We start from the raw sequence: 19,932 nt of genomic DNA, 5'->3' as shown, positions 1-19,932 counted from the left end.
TGGCGCTCCCAGCGCGCCCCCGCAAACGCTTTTAGGCGGCGGCCAGCGGAGGGAACGCGCCTTCCAGTGCCATCGCCCCGGCCTCGGTGAGCAGCGCGGGAACGCGCTCGCCCCATCGGCCGCCCCGCGCGGGCATCACCAGGCCGAGGTGGGCGAGGCGATGCGCGGTGTGCTGGTCGCAGCAGGCGAGACCGTCGACGAACAGATCCGGCTCGCAACTGCAGCTGATCTCGGCGTGGCCCTCGGCCACGGCTCTCAGGGTGGCCCGCTCACGATGGTTCAGGCCCGTCCGAACGTCCATGGCGCGCCTCCTTTCCGTTTCCGCTGTGAACAGTCAAACCCATACCCCCGACAGTTTCCGTCTCCTACGATGCGAAGTCTCGGATTTCGGGCGTACTTAGGGGTGGTGTGTCGGGTATTCCGGGGTGACGACCTAGGGGGTGTCACCCGGTATTCGGCGCGGAAGGGGTTCCAGCTCGGTCTTGCGCAGATGCCGGAAAATGATCGAACTCCGGAATCCGATGATCTCTTTGCGCTTCGCCAATCGATCCACCAGGAATGCGTGGAGCTGATCGACGTCCTGGGCGGCGACGTGGATCAGGAAATCGTCGCTGCCCGCCGTGACGAAAACGGAGAGGACCTCCGGCAATTCCGCGACCGAACGCTGGAAGGAATCGATCACCTCCCGGCTCAGCGGCCGCACCTGCGCCGAGACCATCGCCTGGACGCCGCGGTTGAGGCTGCGCAGGTCGATGTCGGCGTGATACCCGCGGATGACGCCGCGCTCCCGCAGCAGCCGCGTCCGTTCCAGGCAGGTCGACGGCGCGACGCCGACCTTGCGGGCGATGTCGCGGTTCGACTGCCGCGCATCCGCCTGGAGTTCCCGGATGATCGCCGAATCAAGTTCGTCCACGTCCACTCCTTCGCCGGGCCTGCCGAATATCGTTCGGCAAAGCCCCTGTAGTCCTGCGCATCAGCCTAGCTTCGGCGCATTCAGTCGGCTAAATGCGGAGAAGGGGAGCCAGATGTCCGTACAGGAGCTGGTCGTCCGGCGGGGGCGCCGGTCCGGGGTGACGACGATGGTGGCCGTGCATTCGAGCACGCTCGGCCCGGCCGTCGGCGGCTGCCGGTTCAAGATCTATCCGCGCGTCCACGACGCGATCGACGACGTGCTGCGGCTGTCCGCGGCGATGACCCGCAAATGCGCGGTCGCGGGTCTGGACTTCGGCGGCGGCAAGAGCGTCGTCGCGCTCGATGGCGTGCCGTCCGCCGAGCGGCGGCGCGAAATCCTGCTGGACCACGCCGACCTCATCGCCTCACTCGACGGTGCGTATCTCGCCGGGCCCGACGTCGGAACCGGTCCGGAGGACATGCTCGTGCTGCGCGAGCGGACCCCGCACGTCTTCTGCCTGCCCGAGGAGCACGGCGGCACCGGTTCTTCGAGCGGGCCGACCGCCGTCGGGGTGCTCGCCGCCCTGCGAGCGGGCGCGCGGGCGGTCTTCGGCGACGACGACATGAACGGTCGCAAGGTGGTCATCAGCGGTTACGGCTCGGTCGGCGCCCATCTGGCCGCCGCGCTGGCCACGCGGGGCGCCGAGGTCGTCGTGTCCGATGTGGACGGCCGTCGCCTCGCCGCGGCCCGCGAGCAAGGGCTCAAACAGGTGGCGCCGGAGAAGGTGCTCGGCATCGAGGCCGACGTCCTGATCCCCGCGGCCGTGGGTGGGGTCTTCGGTCCGGGAACCGAGGTCGCCGCGCCGCTCGTCGTCGGCCCGGCCAACAACCAGCTCACCGACGACACCGTTGCCGAAGGCCTCGCCGCCCGGGGAGTCCTGTGGATCCCGGATTTCGTCGCGAGCGCCGGGGGAGTCGTCTACACCCTCGGCCGCGAGAAGGAGAACCTCACGCACGCGGAGGCGCTCACCCGGGTCGAAGCCCTGGAGAAGACCACGCAAGAGATCCTCGACGCCGCTTCGGCCAACGGCACCACGCCGTTGGCCGAAGCGGACGCGCTCGCCGAAACGAGACTCACTTCTGGTGCGGGGCCACGTACTCCTTCGCCTCGGGAGCCTCGAACAGCGGTTTGACGTAGCGGACGCCGCCCTCGGCCGACGCGTCCGGTGTCGCCGCGTACACCTGACGCGTCGCCGGGGTGCCCGCCTTCGAGAAGTCCAGTGCCGCCACGAGGTCGCCCGTGCTCGCCGACGTCGTCTGCTTCAGTGCCGCGGCGATGCCCTCACGGGTGAGGTCCTTGTTCTCGCAGGCCTTCTTGAGCACCGCGCCCCACACCTCGCCGACCGCGTAGCCGTAGGGGATCCCGCCGTTCGGGGTCTCCTTGTACGCCGCCTTGTACTTCGTGGCGACTTCCTTGGCCTTGGGGATGTCGGCGGAGAACGGGACGCTGCTGGCGACGATCGTCAGCTTGTCCAGCGCGTTCGCCGCGGGGCTCTTCAGCAGCACGGGGTCGAACACCGGGTTGTTGCCCAGCACGGGCACGTCGAGCCCGAGCGCCTTGTTCGCCGCGAGCGCGGAACCGGTCTGCGCCGGGGAAGTGGTCAGGACGATGGCCTTGACGCCGTCGCCCTTGAGCCCGGTGACGATATTGGTGAGGTCGTTGTCGGTGGAGGTGATCTTGACCTCCTTCACCGTCAGGTTGTGCTTCTTCGCGTAGTACTGCGAGCCGCGCAGGCCGTTCTTGCCGTACTCGCCGTCGATGTAGACGTGCCCGATCGTGTCGCCGTCCTTCACCAGGCCCTTTTCCTGGAAGTACGAGAGCCCGTCGATGATCTCCAGGTCGTACGTCGTCCCGACGATCATCACGTACTGGTTGTCGAGCAGTTCCGAAGACCACGACGCGGGCGCCGCGACGGTCTTGTCCGAGGCGATGTTCTGCTTCAGCGCGGCCACCACCGGCGAGCCGAGCAACTGCACGAAGCCGAGTACCTTCGGCTCGATCTGCGGATACAGCGTCTTCGCCGTGTCCGCCTTGTAGCCGTGGTCGACGGTCTCGAGTTCGACCTGACGGCCGCACACCCCGCCCGCGGCGTTGAAGTCCTTGGCCCACAACTCGTTCCCCTGCGTGATGCCGAGCCCGAGGTTCTTGAACACCCCGGTCTTGTCGGTCATCACGCCGAGGGTGATCTCCGAGGCCGTCACCCCTTTGCCGGCCTTGACGCCCGAACCGTCCGCCCCCGAGGACCCCGAGTCGCCCGCTTTCGTGCTGCACGCCGAAAGGGCGAGGACCGCCGCCAGCGCGACGGCCGGATATGTACGCTTCATTTGTCTTGCTCCTCCGGGAGATGAGGTTTCCTGGCGGGTGTGATCCGTCGGCCGATCGCGGCGAGTCCGCCCGGTTCGAAGAGCACCACGAGGATGATCGCGGCGCCGTAGACGAACGAACTGACCAGGATCGGGGTCAAGGCGCCGTCCCCGGTTCCGGAGAACCAGCCGAGATCGGCGGAGTACAGCGAAAGCACCTGCGGCAGCCCGTTGACGATCAGCGCGCCCACCAGCGCGCCGGGCACCGAGCCGAGTCCCCCGATGATCACCATGGCCAGGAAGGCGATGGAGATGTTGATCCCGTACGTGCCGAATTCGCTCTCGTCGGGTTTGAGGATGTCGAACCACAGCACGGTCATCGCGCCCGCGAGCCCCGCGTACGCCGACGAGACCGCGAACGCGCCGGCCTTGGCGCGCGTGACGCTGACGCCCATCACGGACGCGGCGGCCTCGTTGTCCCGCACCGCCCGCCACGACCGGCCGACCCGGCTGCGCACCGCCGCCTTGGCGACCACGAACGCGAGCACGGTCAGCAGCAGGAACAGGTACCAGAGCCGTTCCGCCTGCCGGATCGGCACACCCATCAGCTCGATCTCGGGGCCGTCGTTGGTGAACGGGAAGCCGAACAACGAGAACGGTTCCGGGGTGCGCCCGGTCGATGTCCCGCCGGTCAGCGTCTCGGCCGACTGTCCGAAGTAGAGCCCGAGGAACACCAGTGAAAGCGAGGCGACACCGAGGTAGATCCCGCGCAGCCGTCCGGAGACCGGTGCGAACGCCAGCCCCAGCAAGGCGGCGATGACCACCGCGCCGACCAGCGACAGCCCGGGGTCGAGCCCGAGGCCGAACACGCGCTCGTCGTCGGCCGGTCCGGAAAGGACGGTGTATCCGGTCGCTCCCGCCAGCAGGAAGAACGCGTGCGCCAGCGACAACTGCCCGGCCTGCCCGACCAGCAGCGTCAGCCCGATCGCGCCGACCCCGCCGATCATCATGTACTGCCCGGCCTTCAGCCAGGCGGCGTCGAGGTACAGCGGGATCGCGAGCAGGACGACCAGCAGCGCGACCCAGGCCAGCGCCTTGAGCAGGCGTCCCCGATCGCGTTTCGGGGGCGGCGCAGTCGGTGCGGCGGCGGGGGTTTTCACGGCGGTGTCAGACACGTGTGCTCTCCCTCGTCCCGAACAACCCCGACGGCCGCACCACCAGGACCACGAGCATCACCAGGAAGACCGCGCTCTTGGAGAAGTCGAACGACACGTACTGCGCCGAAAGCGCCTCGACCAGCCCGACGACCAGGCCGCCCACCACCGCGCCCGCCGTCGAGTCCAGCCCGCCGAGGACGGCCGCGGGGAACGCGGCGAGCGCGATGGAGTGCGTGCCGCGGGACAGCCCCGCACCGGAGAAGTCCTGCGTGGCGATGAAGAGCACCGCGACCCCGGCGAGCACGCCCGCGACCACCCAGGCGGTCGCCGTCACCCGGGAGCTGCGGATCCCCATCAGCGCGGCGGCTTCGCGGTTCTCGGCCTGTGCCCGTATCGCGACGCCCCAGTTCGAGTACTTGAACGCCAGCGTGAACGCGGTGATCAGCACGGCGGCGACGAGCAGCGCCACCAGATGCGTGCGGAACAGCGTGATCCCGCCGAGCTGGAACGGTTTCGCGTCCCAGGCGTCGCCGAGGAACGGCAACGTGACGCCGAGCCGCCGCACGATCTCCTCGGTGACGATCACGTCGACGCCGATGGTCAGCAACGCCAGGCTGTTCGCGTCGGCGTGCCGCGAACGGGACAACAGGAACCGTTCCAGCAGGAGGGCGAGCAGACCCGCCGAGACGATGCCGACCAGCGAGGCACCCACCCAGCCGAGTGCTTCGCGGGTCACGACGACCAGGTAGCCGCCGAAGAGCACGAGCGAGCCGTGCGCGAAGTTGACCACCTCGGTGGCCTTGAAGATGATCACGAAACCCAGCGCCAGCAACGCGAACACCGCGCCCTTGCCGAGCCCGTTCACCACGAGTTGCAGGAATGTGTTCACGCCGTGGCCTCCGTGCCGAGATATGCCTTGATCACGTCCGGATCCGACTGGACCTCGGCCGGGGTGCCGTCGGCGATGCGCTTGCCGAAGTCCAGGACGGTGACCCGGTCCGCGATACCCATCACCAGCCCCATGTCGTGTTCCACCAGCAGGATCGAGATGCCGAGCTCGTCACGGACGTCGCGGATCGTGCCGGCCAGTTCGGCGGTCTCGGTCGCGTTCATGCCCGCCGCGGGTTCGTCGAGCAGCAGCAGGACCGGTTCGACGGCGAGCGCGCGGGCGAGGTCGACGCGTTTCACCGCGCCGTAGGGCAGCGCGCCGACCGGGAGGTCCACCAGCGCGCCGATGCCGAGGAAGTCGCAGATCTCCCGCACCCGTTCGGAATGGCGGCGTTCGGCCCGGACCGTCCACGGCAGACGGAGGCCGCAGGCGAGGAAGCCACCCTTGGTGAGCGCGTGACGGCCGAGCATGACGTTGTCGAGCACGGTCGAGCCGGGGGAGAGGGCGGCGTTCTGGAACGACCGGCCGACGCCGAGGCGGGCCAGCCGATGCGGCGGGAGTCCGGAAAGGACGGTGTCGCCGAGCCGGACGCTGCCCGTGTTCGCCCGGTAGAGGCCGCTGATCACGTTGAAACAGCTGGACTTCCCGGCGCCGTTCGGGCCGATGAGCGCGTGCAGCGAACCGGAGCCGACGGTGAACGAGACGTCGTCCAGGGCCCGGATCCCGCCGAAGCGCAGGGTCACGTTCTCGACGCGCAACTCGGGTGGTGTCATCCTGCCCACCTCGACAGGCTCCGGCCCGCGAGATGCTTGCGGGCGTCGGCGGCTTCGGCCTCGGCGGTGGCCTGCGATTCGGCGTGACCGCCCAGGTAGAGCCGCTGGACCTCCTCGCTCGCCGCGAGTTCGGCCGTCGTGCCCGCCAGCGCCACCCGGCCGACTTCGAGGACGATCGCGTGGTCGGCGACGCGCAACGCCATCACGGCGTTCTGCTCGACCAGCACCACGGCGGTGCCCTGTTCGTGGATCTCGCGGATGATGTCGCCGATCCGCTCGACGATCTTCGGCGCGAGACCGAGCGAAGGTTCGTCGAGCAGCAGGAGCCGCGGGCCGGACATCAGCGCGCGGCCGATCGCGAGCATCTGCTGCTCGCCGCCGGAAAGCAGGCCGGCGCGCTGTTTGGCGCGTTCGGACAGGACCGGGAAGAGTTCGTCGACGCGTTTGCGGGCGGCGGCGCGCTGCTCGGGGGAGCGGGCGCCGATCCCGCCGGCGCGCAGGTTCTCCTCGACCGTCATCCGCGCGAAGACCTGGCGGCCTTCGGGGACGCCGACGACGCCGAGACCGACGATGCGGGCGGGGTCCAGTTTGGTCAGTGGTTTGCCGTCGTAGCGCACCTCACCGGCGGAAACCGAGCCGCGGTGCATCCGCAGCGTGCCGGAGACGGTGCGCAGCAGGGTCGACTTCCCGGCCCCGTTGCTGCCGAGGACGGCCAGCACGCCATCGGGTGAAACGTCGAGGTCGACCCCGTGCAGTGCGGCCACCGATCGGCCGTACCGCACCTGGAGATCACGAACACTGAGCAAGCCGCCTCCTCCGTTCGTGTGACGCGAGTCACGATCGGTGGCGGTCATCCTGCGTGGGCACCCTCCGCCGCGTTACCCCCACCTGGAGACCCACCCGGACACAAAACGGACACGGGGGCTGTACGGACCGGGCACCCAGGCGCGGCGTGAGCAGAGGCGTCACTCGCGTGATCAGGGACGTGACTCGTGTGATTGGAGGCCGCACTCGGGGTGTTCCGGCGTCGATCACGCGAGTGCGGCCGATCGGGGGTCGGGTCCGTGAAGGCCTCCTTGCCTACCCTGAAGGTAGTGAAGGAGGCCTTCACTACCTTCAGATATCGCCACCTGCAGCTCACCTGCACCAGCAACCACAGCAACCACAACCGCGGCGCGTGAAGGCCCCCTTCCCTCGGCTCAGCCGAGGAAACTCGACCTTCACACCTTCCCCAGTACGTGAAGGCCCCCTTCACTGCGTCTAGCGCAATGAAGGGGGCCTTCACGTACTTCATGGACCCAAACCGGTGGTCGTGAGTGGCGTTTCGGGTTAGAACCCGAAACGCCACTCACGACCCCATATCCGAGGCCGGGACGAGGGCGCCTTTCGCCACATCAGACGCGGCGAAAGGAGCTTTCAGCCCGCGTCAGAGGAGGCCGGCTTCGGAGGCCTTGCCGATGGCTTCGACGCGGTTCCGCGCGCCGAGTTTGTGCAGCGCGGACTGCAGATAGGTCTTGACGGTGTTCCGCGCCAGCCCGGTCGATTCCGCGATCTCCGGATTCGTCTGGCCCTGCGCGGCCAACCGCAGCACCTCGTACTCGCGCCGCGTCAGCCCACTGCGCGCCAGCGCGTCGGACCGCTGGCCGTCGTCGGGGAAGATCCGCGGATCGACGACGCGCTCACCCTTGAGCACCTGCCGCAACGCCGCCACCAGATCCGTCCCGGCGACGTCCTTGAGCAGGCAGCCGTGTGCCCCCGAATCCAGCGCGGCCCGCACGCCCTGATGGTCGCCGTGCGCGGTGAACACCACGATCCGCCCGGCCGGATGCACGCGCCGGAGTTCGGCGATGACCTCGGGCGCGAGCATGTCCGGCAGCCGCAGGTCCAGCAGGATCAGCACCGGTTTCAGCTCACCCGCCCGCCGGATCGCGGACCGGCCGGTCTCGGCCGAGCCGACCACGGTCATCGCCGGGTCGTAGCGCAGCAGCAGGCTCACCCCGTCGCGGACCACCGGATGGTCGTCCACGACGAGGACCGTCACCGGCGACGGCACGGTTCCGGCACCCAGGCTCGCAGCGTGCACCCATCGTCGTCGTCCCGCACCAGGCTGACCCGGCCGCCGAGCCGCGCGGCGCGTTCGGCCAGTGCGCGCAGCCCCATCCCGGTCCCCGGCTCGGGCTCGTCCTCTTCGGAGCGGTGACCGGTCCCGTCGTCGGCGACGACCACCTGTACGCCGTCGTCACTGGGCAGCAGGCTGACCACGACGGACAGCGCTTCGGCGTGTTTCTCCACGTTGAGCAGGCCCTCCCGGACGGCCGCGACCAGCAGGCCGGTGCGTTCGGCGTCCAGCCGCGGCACCGGGGCGAGCTGCACGAACCGCGCCGGGACACCGCAGCGCGCTTGGAACGAACGGCAGTGCTCGGCCAGCTCCACCGGCAATGCGCGTTCCGGGCTCGACTCCGACAGCGCGAGCAGCGACTCGCGCAGCGCCCTCGACGCGGCCGACACGTCGCCCTCCAGCCGCCGCAGCCGCGATTCGAGCGCCGGGTTGTCGCTGATGTCCTCGTGCAGGTTCCGTACCTGGACGCCGATGGAGAACAGCAGCGCGCCGACCGAATCGTGCAGCGCGCTCTGCATGCGGAGCCGCTCGGCGGACAGCGCGGTCTCGCGGTCGGCCTCGGCGACCGACGCCAGTTTCAGCGCCCGTCCGGCCTCGGTGGCGATGTCCTCGAGGGACTGGACGGCGTCGTCGCCGAAGTCGCGGCGCTCGCGCATGGCGGCGTACGCGATGGCGACGGTCTCGGTCCCGCTGACGATCGGGACGGCGATCATCGCGGCGAGCCCCTCGCCGCGGACCTGCGCGTCGAACTGGTGGGTGATGCTCGGCGAGCTGACGTAGTCGTTGACCCGCACGGGCCTGCCCAGCGCGAGCACCCGTCCGCCGATGCCCTGGCCGATCGGCACGGCGAGATCCTGCAGGGCGTCGGTGCGGGTGCCCGACATCCAGCGGATCACCGCCTGTTCGGGCCCGGCCAGCTCGGCGACGAAGCCGGAATGCGTGCCGATCGACTCGCGGATCAGCCGCGCGGTGCCGTTGAGGGCCGCGACCCGGTCGAGGGTCGCGAGCAGCTCTTCGCGCTCGCGAAGAAGCCCGCCGAGCACCGCGCTGTGCTCGGCGGCGAGCTCTTCAGCGGCGTGCCGTCTCGCCGTCACGCGCTCACGATCGCACACCGGACGTGGTTTCCGACACACCCGTCCGGAGAGGTTCGCCGATGCGTTCTCGCCCGCGGTTGTCTTGAATGGACCCCGTGGAGATCCTGGCCGACGCCGCGACGCTGGCGCTGTACACGACCGATGCCTCCAACTACCGGCACGTGCCGAAGGGTGTGGTGCTGCCGCGGAGCACCGGCGAGGTGATCGAGGCCGTCGCCGCCTGCCGCCGGGCCGGGCTGCCGGTGATCGCCCGCGGCGGCGGCACCAGCGTCGCGGGCAACTCGTGCGGGCCGGGCGTCGTGATCGACACTTCGCGTCACCTAGGCGGTGTCCTCGGCCTCGACCCGGCGGCGCGGACGGCGAGGGTCGCCCCGGGCACCGTCCTCGACGACCTCCAGCGGCTCGCCGCGCCGCACGGGCTCCGGTTCGGCCCCGATCCGTCGACGCATTCGCGGTGCACGGTCGGCGGGATGATCGGCAACAATGCCTGCGGCTCGCATTCGGTGGCCTGGGGCCGCACGGTCGACGTCGTCCGGGAGCTGGACGTGCTGCTCTACGACGGCACCCGGCTGACCGTCGGGCCGACCTCACCGTCCGAAGTGGACGCCCGGGCGGCCAGGCCCGGCACCGAAGGCCGGGTCTTCTCCGAGCTGCGCGCGCTGGTCCGGGACAACCTGGCGTTGCTGCGCACCGAACTGTCCTCCTTCAGCAGGCGGGTCTCCGGCTATGGACTGGAACACCTGTTGCCGGAGAACGGTTTCGACGTCGCCAAGGCGCTGGTCGGCAGCGAGGGCACCTGCGTCACCGTGCTGGAGGCGACGGTCTCGCTCGCCGAGGTCCCGCGGCGCAAGGTGCTCGCGGTGCTCGGCTTCGAGTCCGACATCGCCGCGGCCGACGCGGTACCGGCGATCCTGCCGTGGTCGCCGCTGACCGTCGAAGGCGTCGACGCCGATCTCGTCGCGCTGCTGGAGCCCGGTCGCGCCGACGGCCTGCCGCCCGGTGGCGCCTGGTTGTTCGTCGAAATGGCCGATCCGGATCAGGCACGCGGGCTGATCGACGCGCTTCGCGGCGCGCTGACCGGATCCGCACTGCTCGACGACGCGGCCGCGCAGAAGCGGCTGTGGCGGATCCGGGAGGAGGGCGCCGGTCTCGCGACCCGGCTGGCCGGGGGTGAGGAAGCCTGGCCCGGCTGGGAAGACGCGGCCGTGCCGCCCGAGCGGCTGGGCGCCTACCTGCGGGAGTTCAAGCAGCTCATGCGCGAGCACGGGCGCAAAAGCGTCGTCTACGGCCACTACGGCGAGGGCTGTCTGCACCTGCGGCTGGACTTCGATCTGCTTTCACCGCAAGGGATCGCCGGATTCCGGTCGTTCCTGGAGGAGGCGGCGGACCTGGTCGCCGCGCACGGCGGCTCGCTGTCGGGGGAGCACGGCGACGGCCAGGCGCGTTCGGAGCTGCTGTCCCGGATGTACAGTCCCGAGATCCTCGCGCTTTTCGCGCGGTTCAAGGGGATCTTCGATCCGGCGGGCATGATGAACCCCGGCATCCTGGTGAATCCCAGGCCGGTCGACGCCGATCTCCGCGTCCGCCGCGCGCCGCTGGAGCTCGAAGACGTCACCGCGCTCGCGTACCCGGAGGACAGGGGGATTTTCGGGCAGGCGATGCGGCGTTGCGTCGGTGTCGGGAAATGCCGCAACACCACCGGGGCGGGCGTGATGTGCCCGAGCTATCGCGCCACGCGCGAGGAGAAGCATTCGACGCGGGGCCGCGCGCATCTGCTCGCCGAGATGGTGAACGGCGAACTGATCACCGACGGCTGGCGCTCGGAGGAGGTCGCCGAGGCGCTGGATCTCTGCCTGTCGTGCAAGGGGTGCCTGTCCGATTGCCCGGTCGACGTCGACATGGCGACGTACAAGGCGGAATTCCTGCACCAGCACCACAAAGGACGGATCCGCCCGGCTTCGCACTATTCGATGGGCTGGCTGCCGATGTGGCTGCGCGCGGCGTCGCTCGCGCCCCGGCTGGCGAACACGATGTCGCGCCGGTTCGCCGGGCTGCTGAAGAAGTTCGGCGGGATCGCGCCGGAACGGGATCTGCCGACATTCGCCGCGTCGCCGTTCACCCGGCGGCGTGCGGATCTCAAGCGCTGGGCGACCGGCTCCCGGCCCGTGGTGCTGTGGCCCGACTCGTTCAACAACTACCTCACGCCGGACGTCCTCGACGCCGCGGCCGAGGTGCTCACCGCCGCGGGTTACGACGTCGTCCTGCCCGATCGCGGTGTCTGCTGCGGCCTCACCTGGGTGTCGACCGGACAGCTCGATGTGGCGAAGAAGGTGTTGCGCCGCACGCTTTCGGTACTCGAACCGTACCTGCGGTCGGGGTACCTGGTGGCCGGGCTGGAGCCGAGTTGCACGGCGCTGTTCCGCGGTGATCTCCCGGCGCTGCTGCCCGGCGACCCGGTCGCGGAACTGCTCGCCGAACGGACCAGGACCTTCGCGGAGCTCGTCGAGGATTCACCGCTGGAATTCCGTTCGCTGGACGTCGAGACGCTCAGCCAGGTGCATTGCCACCAGCACGCCGTGCTCGGCTTCGACGCCGACGAGGCCGCCATGCGCGCCGCGGGTGTCCACAATTCCACAATGGACTCCGGCTGCTGTGGACTGGCGGGCAACTTCGGCTTCGAGCGCGGGCACTACGACGTTTCGGTCGCCTGCGCCGAAGACCGCATGCTGCCCGCGATCCGTGCCGCGGCCGAGGGCACCGAAGTGGTCGCGGACGGCTTCAGCTGCCGGACGCAGATCGAGCAGCTCGACGGGCGGCGTGCCGTGCACCTGGCGGAGCTGTTAAGGCGCGCGCTGCCCTAGCCGCGCGTCCCGCTCGGCGTGTTGCGAAAGCCACTTTCGCAACCTTCAACGTTGCGAAAGTGGCTTTCGCAACGCCGCGGATGCCGGCCGGACTTACGAGACGTGACCGAGCCGCGCGTCCCGCTCGGAGTACTTCTTCAACGTCAGCAACTGTTTCCGCATCATGATCAGGTCGCCCCACCCGAGCAGGAACTCCTTGAGGCGCCCACGCAGCCCTTTCGAAGTCACGACGATGCGGCACAGCATGCGGCACGACCGCTCGTCGATCGGCTCGACCGAGTACGTGGCCGCCACCGGGCCGAACACCTTCTCGGATTCGGCGAAAGTCCGCCCGGTGAGGCTGTGTCCCCGCCGCACCTCGGTCAGCTTGAACACGATCAGCGTGTCCCCGGGGGCGAGTTCGTCGGCGCCGGGGGTGAGGCTGCCGGGGCTGCGGCGTCCCCGGTTGTCGAGCAGGTCGTAGCTGTAGGGCGCGACCGAGATCTGGCAGAGCCAGCGGTACGCGAGCGCGGCGGGCGCCCGCACGGTGACCGCGCGGTCGAAACGCGCGATCGGGCCGTCGAGCAGGGTGTCCGCCGGCTGCGCGCGGCGGCGTTCTTCCGTGGTCGCGCCCCAGTTCGCGGGTGATCCGAAGGGCATGTCCGCCTCCCGTACGGTGCCGTATGTTTTTCCATACGGTAGCGTATGCCGCGTGAAACGGAAGCTCGCGCGGGAGGATTGGGCGGACGCGGCGCTCGAAGCGCTGTGCGAAGGCGGCGTCGGCGCTATCGCCGTCGAGCCCATCGCGGCGAAACTCGGGACCACGAAAGGCAGTTTCTACTGGCATTTCGCGAACCGGGACGCGCTGGTCGAGGCCGCCGTGCGCCGGTGGGCCGAACAGCACACCGAGGCGCTGATCACGTTGCTGGACGGGATATCGGATCCGGCCGAGAGGCTGCGTGAACTCTTCGAAGTCGTCTTCGGGGCGAAGGACGAGCGGGAGGAACTGGCCTTGCTCGCGCACGCCGGCGACCCCGTGATCGGCCCGCTGCTCGCCGACGTCACCGCGCGGCGCGTCGAGTTCATCGTCCGGTGCTTCCGTGAGATGGACTGTCCGGAAACCGAGGCCCGCCATCGCGCTTTGCTGGCGTACACCGCGTTCGTCGGGTTGATCCAGGCGCAGCGGGCGAGTGGCGGCACCCTGCTGGCCGATACGGAACGCCCGGCCTATCTGGACTTCCTGCGCGGGATTATCACCTGGTGAGAAGGGCCTTCCGGCCGCGCGCCGCGCCGCTCATCATCATGCTCCATGACAGCCACCTATCCCGCGGCGAAGGACGACCCCGCGACCCCGATGGGCGCGATCTACGCCGAATATCCGCCGATGTCCCGGGTCGTCTTCCCCAGCGGCTGCGAAGGCTGGCTGGTGACCCGGTACGAAGACGTCCGCCTGATCTTCTCGGACACGCGGTTCTCCCGGAACCTGCTCGCCCCGGGCGCGCCGTGTCTCATCGAACCGGGTGACTTCTCCACCGGCGAGCACAGCATCCTGAACATGGACCCGCCGGATCACACGCGGCTGCGGAAGCTGACGGCGCAGGCCTTCACCGTCCGCCGGATCGCCGGGCTCCGGCCGCGGATCCAGGAGATCGCCGACACGCTGCTGCGGGCGATGGCCGAACACGGGCCGCCGCTGGATCTCGTGGAGATGTTCGCCTTCCCGCTGCTCACCGCGGTCATGTGCGAAATCCTCGGCGTCCCTTACGAAGGCAGGGAACGGTTCCGTCAATGGTCGCGTGTGATCGTCACGCCGATGGCGTACGGCCCGGCGGAAGTGGCGCAGGCCCGGCGTGACGGGGCGGACGACATGGCGGCGCTCGTGGCCGTCAAACGGGAGACGCCGGGGGAGGATCTGCTGAGCGTCCTCGTGCACGCCCGCGACGAGGACGGCGACCGGCTCACCGAGGCCGAGCTGATCGATCTCGCCACCCAGCTCCTGCTCGCCGGGCACGAGACCACGGTCAGCCTGATCGCGACCGGGATCGTGCTACTGACAGGACATCCGGATCAGCTCGCCGCGCTGCGCTCGGATCCGAGCCTGACGGAAGGCGCGGTCGAGGAGATCATGCGGTTCGACGGACCGGCCGACGCGTCGCTGCTCCGGGTCGCGCTGGACGACGTCGAGCTGAGCGCCGGCCGGGTCCGGCGCGGTGAGGCCGTGCTGGCGCACACCGGAGCGGCGAACCGCGACGAAGCCGCCTTTCCCGGCGCCTCACGGTTCGACATCCGGCGCCGGAACGCGCCGCAACTCGGCTTCGGGCACGGCCTCCATTTCTGCCTCGGCGCGGCGCTGGCCCGGCTCGAAGGCGAGATCGCGTTCCGGACCCTGCTCGACGGGCTCCCGGGGCTGGACCTCGCTGTTCCCGCCTCGGCCATCACCTGGCGTCCGCCGCTTTCGATCCGCGGCCCGGAGGCGGTGCCCGTGACCTGGGCTACCACCAAGCGCGGCTGAGGCTCTCCAGCGTCGGTTCCTCCGGTGCGGGGAGAACCCTGAGATACCAGGTGAAGTTGCTGTACACGTGCAAAAGCGCGTACGCCAGGCAACGACGGGAGAAGTCCTCGTCCGGCTCGGCGCCGTATCCGGCGAGCAACCGCCGCAGGAAGTCCTTGTCCCCGCCGGAAACGAACAGGCCGACCGCGACGAAGTCGTACTCGGCGGCGCCGCGCATGGCCGGTTCGAAATCGAAGAGCCCTGTCAGCCGCGGACGGCCGCCGTCGTGGGTGACCATGAGATGGTCGCGCATGAATTCGGTGTGCAGCGGGACGACCGGCGGGCTGCCCAGTTCGACGGAGTCGAGGAACGCCGGGATCTGCGCGATCCAGCTTTCGTCGAGCCCGGTCCGCCGGTGGTGTTCGACGACCTTCGCGCGCTGTCCGGCGACGAACGCGGCCCAGTCCGGCGGGCCGAGGACGTCGAGGCGGGGGTCGCGCAGCGAATGCAGGGCGGCCAGTGCCTCGCCGAGTTCGGGCGCGAGCCGGTGTTTGTCCTCTGTGGACAGTTTCGGCCAGGCGTCCTTCAGCGTTTCGCCGCGCAGGCGTTCCATGAGCACGTAGCCCCAGCCGTCCCGCTCGCCGGCGTCGTGCACGGCGGGCGTCGGGATCGGCAACTTCCCGTGCAGGGCTTCGAGCATCGTCCGCTCGGTGGGCAGTTCGCCGAGATGCACCGGCGGGAAGAGCTTGAGGACGAGATCGTCGCCGACGGCGTAGACCGGCAGAGAGCCCTCGGTGAACGGGACGGCTTCGCCGAAACCGAGCGACGTCACCGCCGGAAGCAGGTCTTGCCTGGTCAGCGCGTCGAACTCGGCTTCGGTGCCGGCGGGCGGGAACGTGATCACGGCCCGACCGTAGAACAGCGTGCCGCGGACGGCGACGCAATTACCCGCTGCGCTCCAGCAGGGTCCGCGCCGCGCCGAGCACCAGACGGCAGACGTCGTCGGGATCCGCGCTGGCCAGCGGCTCCTTGCCGGTGATGTCGCGGACCAGGCCGATCCCGAGCAGCCAGGCGAGGACGAGGTCGGCCCGCAGTTCCGCGTCGTCGGCGTCGCTCAGGGTGGCGAGCACCTTCGCGTACTCCTCGCCGAGCTGCCGCCGGACCGCGGCCGCGGCGCTGTCGTGGCCCGTCGAGCGCAGGTACGCGTCGAGGGTGCGGTCGCGGCCGGTGTCGGATTCCAGCATGCTGCGCAGCGCCGTCCCGAGCAGTTCGTCCGGTGGGGTGGTGGCGATCTGCTCGCGTCCACCGCGCGCCAGGACCTCCTCGAACAGCGCGTCCTTCGACCCGAAGTAGCGGAACAGCAAGGCCTGGTTGACGCCGGCGAGTTTCGCGATGTCGCGCACGGTCGTCCGGTCGAAGCCGCGTTCGGCGAAGAGGGCCGCCGCCGCGTCGAGCAGGGCCGCCCTGGTGGCGGCCGCGTCGCGCCTGCGGACCTGCGGTTCTTCCGTCATCGGCAAAGGCTAGCCGGGCGTCGCACGGTAGGCGCATTGACGCTCAGCGTGATCATGGATAGCGTTGTAAGCAGTTGCTTACAAACCGCCGAGCCGGGGGGTTTCCGGACAAATGACCACCACAGACACCGAATTCGTCGCCTATCCCTTCAACGAGGACGCCGGCCTCGAACTCAACGAGGCGTACGCGGCGGCCCGCGCCACCAAGGGCATGCTCCGCGTCCGGCTCCCGCACGGTGAGCCCGCCTGGCTCGCCACCCGGTACGCCGACGCCCGGTTCGTACTGGGCGACCGGCGGTTCTCCCGGGCGATGGCGGCGGAGAAGGACGAGCCGCGGATGGCGCCCGGCAGGCGGCCCGGCGGGATCCTGAGCATGGACCCGCCGGATCACACCCGCCTGCGCACGCTGGTCGCGAAGGCGTTCACCATGCGCCGCGTCGAGCTTCTGCGCCCGCGCGTCGCCGAGCTGGCGGCCGGCCTCATCGAAGACATGAAGGCCAAGGGACAGCCCGCGGACCTGGTCGAGGACTACGCGCTGCCGATCCCGGTCGCGGTGATCTGCGAACTGCTCGGCGTCCCCGTCGAGGACCGGCCGAAGTTCCGCGTGTGGAGCGATGCCGCGCTGTCGACCAGCCCGCTGACCACCGAAGAGATGATGGCCAACCAGGACGAGCTGCGGGCGTACATGCACGTGCTCGTCGAGCAGCACCGCGCCGAACCGCAGGACGATCTGATGACCGCGCTGATCGAGGCGCGCGACGTCCGCGACCGGCTGAGCGAGCTGGAACTGGTCGACATGTGCATCGGCATCCTGATCGCCGGGCACGAGACCACCGCCAGCCAGATCCCCAACTTCGTCTACGCCCTGCTCGAACAGCCGGAGCAGCTCGCCCGCCTGCGCGCCGACTTGGACCTGATCCCGGCCGCGGTGGAGGAACTGCTGCGGTTCGTCCCGTTGGGTGCCGGAGCCGGGTTCGCCCGCTACGCCACCGAAGACATCCAAGTGGGTGACGTGCTGGTGAAGGAGGGCGAGCCGGTGATGGTCGCGATCGGCGCCGCCAACCGGGACGGGCTCCAGTTCACCTCGGCGGAAACCCTCGAATTCGGCAGGGAGGCCAATCCCCACCTCGGTTTCGGGCACGGCGTGCACCACTGCCTCGGCGCCCCGCTGGCCAGGCTCGAACTGCAGGAGGCCTTGAAGGCGCTCCTGCGGGATCTCCCCGGGCTGCACCTCGACGGCGATATCGTGTGGAAGACCCAGATGCTGGTGCGGGGCCCCCGCTCCATGCCGATCGGATGGTGAGCATGAGCTGGAAAGTCGAGGTCGATGGCAATACGTGCATCGGCTCGGGGATGTGCGCGGCGCTGATGCCGGAGGTCTTCGAACTCGAAGGCGCCGTGGCGACGGTGGTCAAGGGGGAGGTGGATCCGGACGAGACGGTGCTCGACGCGGCGGATTCCTGCCCCGCCATGGCCATCGAGGTGACGGAAAAGGGAGAGGTGATCGGGCCGAGGCCCTGAACGCCGCCCTTTAATGCGTGGCGGTCGTCGGTGAAGGGGCGTAGTACGAACAGGGTGAGCGACGACGGCTTGACCCTCCGCACCCTGACCACCGACGACCTGCCCGCACTCTCGGACATGCTGGCGCGGGCTTTCCTCGCCGATCCTTCGGAAAGCTTCCAACACCGCGAAGGGCTGGTGTTCGAACCCGAGCGTTCGCACGGCGTCTTCGAAGGTGACGAGCTGATCGGGATGGGGGAGATCCTCACTCGGAAGATCACCGTTCCCGGCGCGGGACCGACGCCGTTCGCGGGGATCACGTCGGTCGGCGTCGCTCCGGGGCATCGGCGGCGGGGCGCGCTCACCCGGGTCATGCGGGCGCAGTTGCACGGCCTGCACGACGACGGCGCCGAACCGATCGCCGCGTTGTGGGCGTCCGAAGCCGTCATCTACCCCCGCTTCGGATACGGGCTCGCGGCACAGTTCTACCGCGCGAAGATCCGCGCGAAGTCCGCGTTCCGGCCCGGTGTCGAACTCGAAGCCGAGCGCGTGCGCGAAGTCGGCCGCGAGCAGGCGATCCCGCTGATCAAGGCGATCTACGAAAAGGAAGCGCCCCAACGGGTCGGCGCACTGGACCGGCCAGGGGCGACGTGGGAGTTCAACCTCGACGACCCGGAGCGGCGGAGGAACGGCGCGACCGCGTTCAGGTTCGCCGTCCTGCCCGACGGCTATGTGATCTACCGGGTGAAGAACGACTGGAACGAAGAGGGCCCGCGGGGAATCCTGAGCGTGCAGGAGCTGGTCGCGACCACGCCGGAGGCGTACGCGACGCTGTACCGCTTCCTGCTCGACTACGACCTCGTCGTCACGGTGGAGGTGCTGGCCGCCCTCGACGAACCGCTCGTCCATCTGCTCGCCAACCCGCGCGCCATGACCCGGTCCGGTGGCGACTCCCTGTGGCTGCGGCTCGTCGACGTCGATCGGGCCCTGGTCACCCGGCACTACAACGCCCCGGTGGACCTGGTGTTCGGCGTCCGCGACGCCTTCTGCCCGTGGAACACCGGGAACTGGCGGCTCGTCGCGGGCGCCGACGGCGACGCGGAGGTGACGCGGGTGGAGGACGCACCGGATCTCGAACTGGACGTCACCGACCTCGGCGCCATCTTCCTCGGCGGGACCAGGCCGAGCACCCTGGCCGCGGCGGGCCGCATCAAGGAGCGGACCGCCGGCGCGGTCTCGCGCGCGACGGCCGCGTTCGCCGCCGACCGCGAGCCGTCCTGCCTGGAATCCTTCTAGGGCTTCAGGATTCCGTGCTCGGTCACCACCGCGGTGATCAGCTCGTGCGGCGTCACGTCGAAGGCCGGGTTGAACACTTCCGCGCCTTCGGGCGCGACCTTCGTGCCCCCGAAGGCCAGGACCTCGCCGGGATCGCGTTCCTCGATCACGATCCCGGCGCCGTCCGGCATCGAACTGTCCACAGTGGACGAAGGGGCGACGACCACGAACGGGATCCCGTGGTGCTTCGCCGCGATCGCCAGGCCGTAGGTGCCGATCTTGTTGGCGACGTCGCCGTTGGCGGCGATCCGGTCGGCGCCGACGAGGACGCAGTCGACCAGGCCGCGGCTCATCGCCGCGGCGGCCGCTCCGTCGGGCTGGATCCGGTACGGGACACCGGCTTCGGCCAGTTCCCACGCGGTCAGGCGGGCACCCTGCAGCAGCGGCCGGGTCTCGTCGACCAGCACGGACTCGACCAGGCCGCGGGCCTGGAGATGCCAGACGACGCCGAGCGCGCTGCCCCAGGCGACCGTCGCGAGGTGGCCGGCGTTGCAGTGGCTCAGCAGCTTCAACGGTCGCCGCCCGCAGTGCTCGATCACCACGTCGGCCGCCAGCCGGGAGGCCTCGTGGTTGATCCGCTCGTCCTCGTCGAGGATCGCCAGCGCTTCGGCGAGAACGGCTTCCGGCCCCTCCGGGAGTTTCGCGAGGGCGCGGGAAACGCCCCAGCTCAGGTTGACCGCTGTCGGCCGGGCCTGGGCGACGCGACCCGCATCGGCCTCGACGTCGCCTTGCGCCCGGGTGGCGAGCACGACGCCGAGCGCCCCCGCCGCGCCGAGCGCCGGAGCCCCGCGTACCGCCAGCCGCTGGATGGCGGCGACGAGTTCGCCGACCGTGCGCAGTTCGAGCACGCGGTACTCGGCGGGAAGGACGGTCTGGTCGATGATCGTGACCGCGTCACCGGTCCAGTCGATCGTCCTGCGCATGGCTCCCCCGTGAAATCCGGTTGTCCCGTCGCGACCGCCTCGGTG

At 69.9% G+C, this 19,932-nt stretch carries 20 protein-coding genes; 7 read left to right on the top strand and 13 right to left on the bottom strand.

The genetic code is table 11. The annotated features are described in order from the left end of the window. Nucleotides 1–31 precede the first annotated feature (31 nt). Both AVR91_RS15795 and AVR91_RS15790 read right to left on the bottom strand, forming a co-directional pair. Nucleotides 32–301, bottom strand: a complete 270-nt coding sequence (locus tag AVR91_RS15795) for a hypothetical protein (RefSeq protein ID WP_063271359.1) — start codon at nt 299–301, stop codon at nt 32–34. A 132-nt stretch (nt 302–433) separates the two neighbouring features. Then, a complete protein-coding gene (locus AVR91_RS15790) occupies nt 434–913 on the bottom strand; it encodes an Lrp/AsnC family transcriptional regulator (protein WP_016332097.1) in 480 nt (159 codons plus the stop codon). A 112-nt stretch (nt 914–1,025) separates the two neighbouring features. Here AVR91_RS15790 and AVR91_RS15785 point away from each other — a divergent pair, with 112 nt between their 5' ends. After that, nucleotides 1,026–2,084: a Glu/Leu/Phe/Val dehydrogenase dimerization domain-containing protein gene (locus AVR91_RS15785; protein WP_063271360.1), complete on the top strand. Its 1,059-nt coding sequence runs from the start codon at nt 1,026–1,028 to the stop codon at nt 2,082–2,084. On the opposite strand, the gene AVR91_RS15780 is transcribed toward AVR91_RS15785, so the two are convergent. From AVR91_RS15780 to AVR91_RS15750, 7 genes are all read right to left on the bottom strand, one after another. Next, the gene (locus AVR91_RS15780) at nt 2,026–3,276 is read right to left on the bottom strand and encodes an ABC transporter substrate-binding protein (protein ID WP_063271361.1); all 1,251 of its coding nucleotides are present in this window, start codon (nt 3,274–3,276) and stop codon (nt 2,026–2,028) included. The genes AVR91_RS15785 and AVR91_RS15780 overlap by 59 nt on opposite strands. Further along, entirely contained in the window at nt 3,273–4,430 is a 1,158-nt protein-coding gene (locus tag AVR91_RS15775) for a branched-chain amino acid ABC transporter permease (protein ID WP_016332099.1), read from the bottom strand. The genes AVR91_RS15780 and AVR91_RS15775 overlap by 4 nt, the downstream gene beginning before the upstream one ends. Beyond that, nucleotides 4,423–5,301, bottom strand: a complete 879-nt coding sequence (locus tag AVR91_RS15770) for a branched-chain amino acid ABC transporter permease (RefSeq protein ID WP_063271362.1) — start codon at nt 5,299–5,301, stop codon at nt 4,423–4,425. The genes AVR91_RS15775 and AVR91_RS15770 overlap by 8 nt, the downstream gene beginning before the upstream one ends. Then, nucleotides 5,298–6,074 (bottom strand): ABC transporter ATP-binding protein, encoded by a 777-nt coding sequence (locus AVR91_RS15765; RefSeq protein ID WP_172843518.1) that lies wholly within the window; start codon nt 6,072–6,074, stop codon nt 5,298–5,300. The genes AVR91_RS15770 and AVR91_RS15765 overlap by 4 nt, the downstream gene beginning before the upstream one ends. Then, nucleotides 6,071–6,880 carry an ABC transporter ATP-binding protein gene (locus tag AVR91_RS15760; RefSeq protein ID WP_043848629.1) on the bottom strand — a complete coding sequence of 270 codons (810 nt, stop codon included), beginning with the start codon at nt 6,878–6,880 and terminating at the stop codon, nt 6,071–6,073. Before AVR91_RS15760 ends, AVR91_RS15765 begins: the two co-directional genes overlap by 4 nt. A 620-nt stretch (nt 6,881–7,500) precedes the next feature. Beyond that, nucleotides 7,501–8,127 carry a response regulator gene (locus AVR91_RS15755; protein ID WP_038517767.1) on the bottom strand — a complete coding sequence of 209 codons (627 nt, stop codon included), beginning with the start codon at nt 8,125–8,127 and terminating at the stop codon, nt 7,501–7,503. Continuing rightward, nucleotides 8,112–9,287 carry a GAF domain-containing sensor histidine kinase gene (locus AVR91_RS15750; protein WP_016332104.1) on the bottom strand — a complete coding sequence of 392 codons (1,176 nt, stop codon included), beginning with the start codon at nt 9,285–9,287 and terminating at the stop codon, nt 8,112–8,114. The genes AVR91_RS15755 and AVR91_RS15750 overlap by 16 nt, the downstream gene beginning before the upstream one ends. Nucleotides 9,288–9,382: 95 nt before the next feature. Between AVR91_RS15750 and AVR91_RS15745 the strand changes: the two genes are divergently transcribed. Next, a complete protein-coding gene (locus AVR91_RS15745) occupies nt 9,383–12,148 on the top strand; it encodes an FAD-binding and (Fe-S)-binding domain-containing protein (protein WP_063271364.1) in 2,766 nt (921 codons plus the stop codon). Nucleotides 12,149–12,241: 93 nt separating this feature from the next. Here AVR91_RS15745 and AVR91_RS15740 read toward each other — a convergent pair whose 3' ends face one another. Next, a complete protein-coding gene (locus tag AVR91_RS15740) occupies nt 12,242–12,787 on the bottom strand; it encodes a hypothetical protein (RefSeq protein WP_063272723.1) in 546 nt (181 codons plus the stop codon). A 52-nt stretch (nt 12,788–12,839) separates the two neighbouring features. Between AVR91_RS15740 and AVR91_RS15735 the strand changes: the two genes are divergently transcribed. Together AVR91_RS15735 and AVR91_RS15730 are read left to right on the top strand one after the other, a co-directional pair. After that, nucleotides 12,840–13,391 carry a TetR/AcrR family transcriptional regulator gene (locus tag AVR91_RS15735; RefSeq protein WP_197684790.1) on the top strand — a complete coding sequence of 184 codons (552 nt, stop codon included), beginning with the start codon at nt 12,840–12,842 and terminating at the stop codon, nt 13,389–13,391. A gap of 45 nt (nt 13,392–13,436) precedes the next feature. Beyond that, nucleotides 13,437–14,639, top strand: coding sequence for a cytochrome P450 (locus AVR91_RS15730; protein WP_063823119.1), 1,203 nt, complete (start codon nt 13,437–13,439; stop codon nt 14,637–14,639). Here the strand turns inward: AVR91_RS15730 and AVR91_RS15725 are convergent. Together AVR91_RS15725 and AVR91_RS15720 are read right to left on the bottom strand one after the other, a co-directional pair. Continuing rightward, the gene (locus AVR91_RS15725; protein WP_063272726.1) at nt 14,620–15,522 is read right to left on the bottom strand and encodes a phosphotransferase family protein; all 903 of its coding nucleotides are present in this window, start codon (nt 15,520–15,522) and stop codon (nt 14,620–14,622) included. The two genes, AVR91_RS15730 and AVR91_RS15725, sit on opposite strands and share 20 nt — an antisense overlap. A 40-nt stretch (nt 15,523–15,562) precedes the next feature. Continuing rightward, nucleotides 15,563–16,129, bottom strand: coding sequence for a TetR/AcrR family transcriptional regulator (locus tag AVR91_RS15720; RefSeq protein WP_016332110.1), 567 nt, complete (start codon nt 16,127–16,129; stop codon nt 15,563–15,565). Nucleotides 16,130–16,241: 112 nt separating this feature from the next. On the opposite strand from AVR91_RS15720, the gene AVR91_RS15715 reads away from it, so the two are divergent. Genes AVR91_RS15715 through AVR91_RS15705 form a run of 3 tightly spaced genes read left to right on the top strand, consistent with a single transcriptional unit; the run spans nt 16,242 to nt 18,925 of the window. Beyond that, entirely contained in the window at nt 16,242–17,432 is a 1,191-nt protein-coding gene (locus tag AVR91_RS15715) for a cytochrome P450 (protein ID WP_016332111.1), read from the top strand. Nucleotides 17,433–17,434: 2 nt separating this feature from the next. Continuing rightward, nucleotides 17,435–17,650 carry a ferredoxin gene (locus AVR91_RS15710; protein WP_016332112.1) on the top strand — a complete coding sequence of 72 codons (216 nt, stop codon included), beginning with the start codon at nt 17,435–17,437 and terminating at the stop codon, nt 17,648–17,650. 54 nt (nt 17,651–17,704) lie between these two features. After that, a complete protein-coding gene (locus AVR91_RS15705; RefSeq protein WP_063272727.1) occupies nt 17,705–18,925 on the top strand; it encodes a GNAT family N-acetyltransferase in 1,221 nt (406 codons plus the stop codon). Here the strand turns inward: AVR91_RS15705 and mtnA are convergent. After that, nucleotides 18,922–19,887: an S-methyl-5-thioribose-1-phosphate isomerase gene (gene mtnA / locus AVR91_RS15700; RefSeq protein WP_063272728.1), complete on the bottom strand. Its 966-nt coding sequence runs from the start codon at nt 19,885–19,887 to the stop codon at nt 18,922–18,924. The two genes, AVR91_RS15705 and mtnA, sit on opposite strands and share 4 nt — an antisense overlap. Nucleotides 19,888–19,932: the final 45 nt, after the last annotated feature.

The organism is Amycolatopsis keratiniphila subsp. keratiniphila (genome assembly GCF_001620365.2).
GTDB classification, from domain to species: Bacteria; Actinomycetota; Actinomycetes; order Mycobacteriales; family Pseudonocardiaceae; genus Amycolatopsis; species Amycolatopsis keratiniphila.
This window is presented reverse-complemented; position numbering and strand designations above follow the sequence as displayed.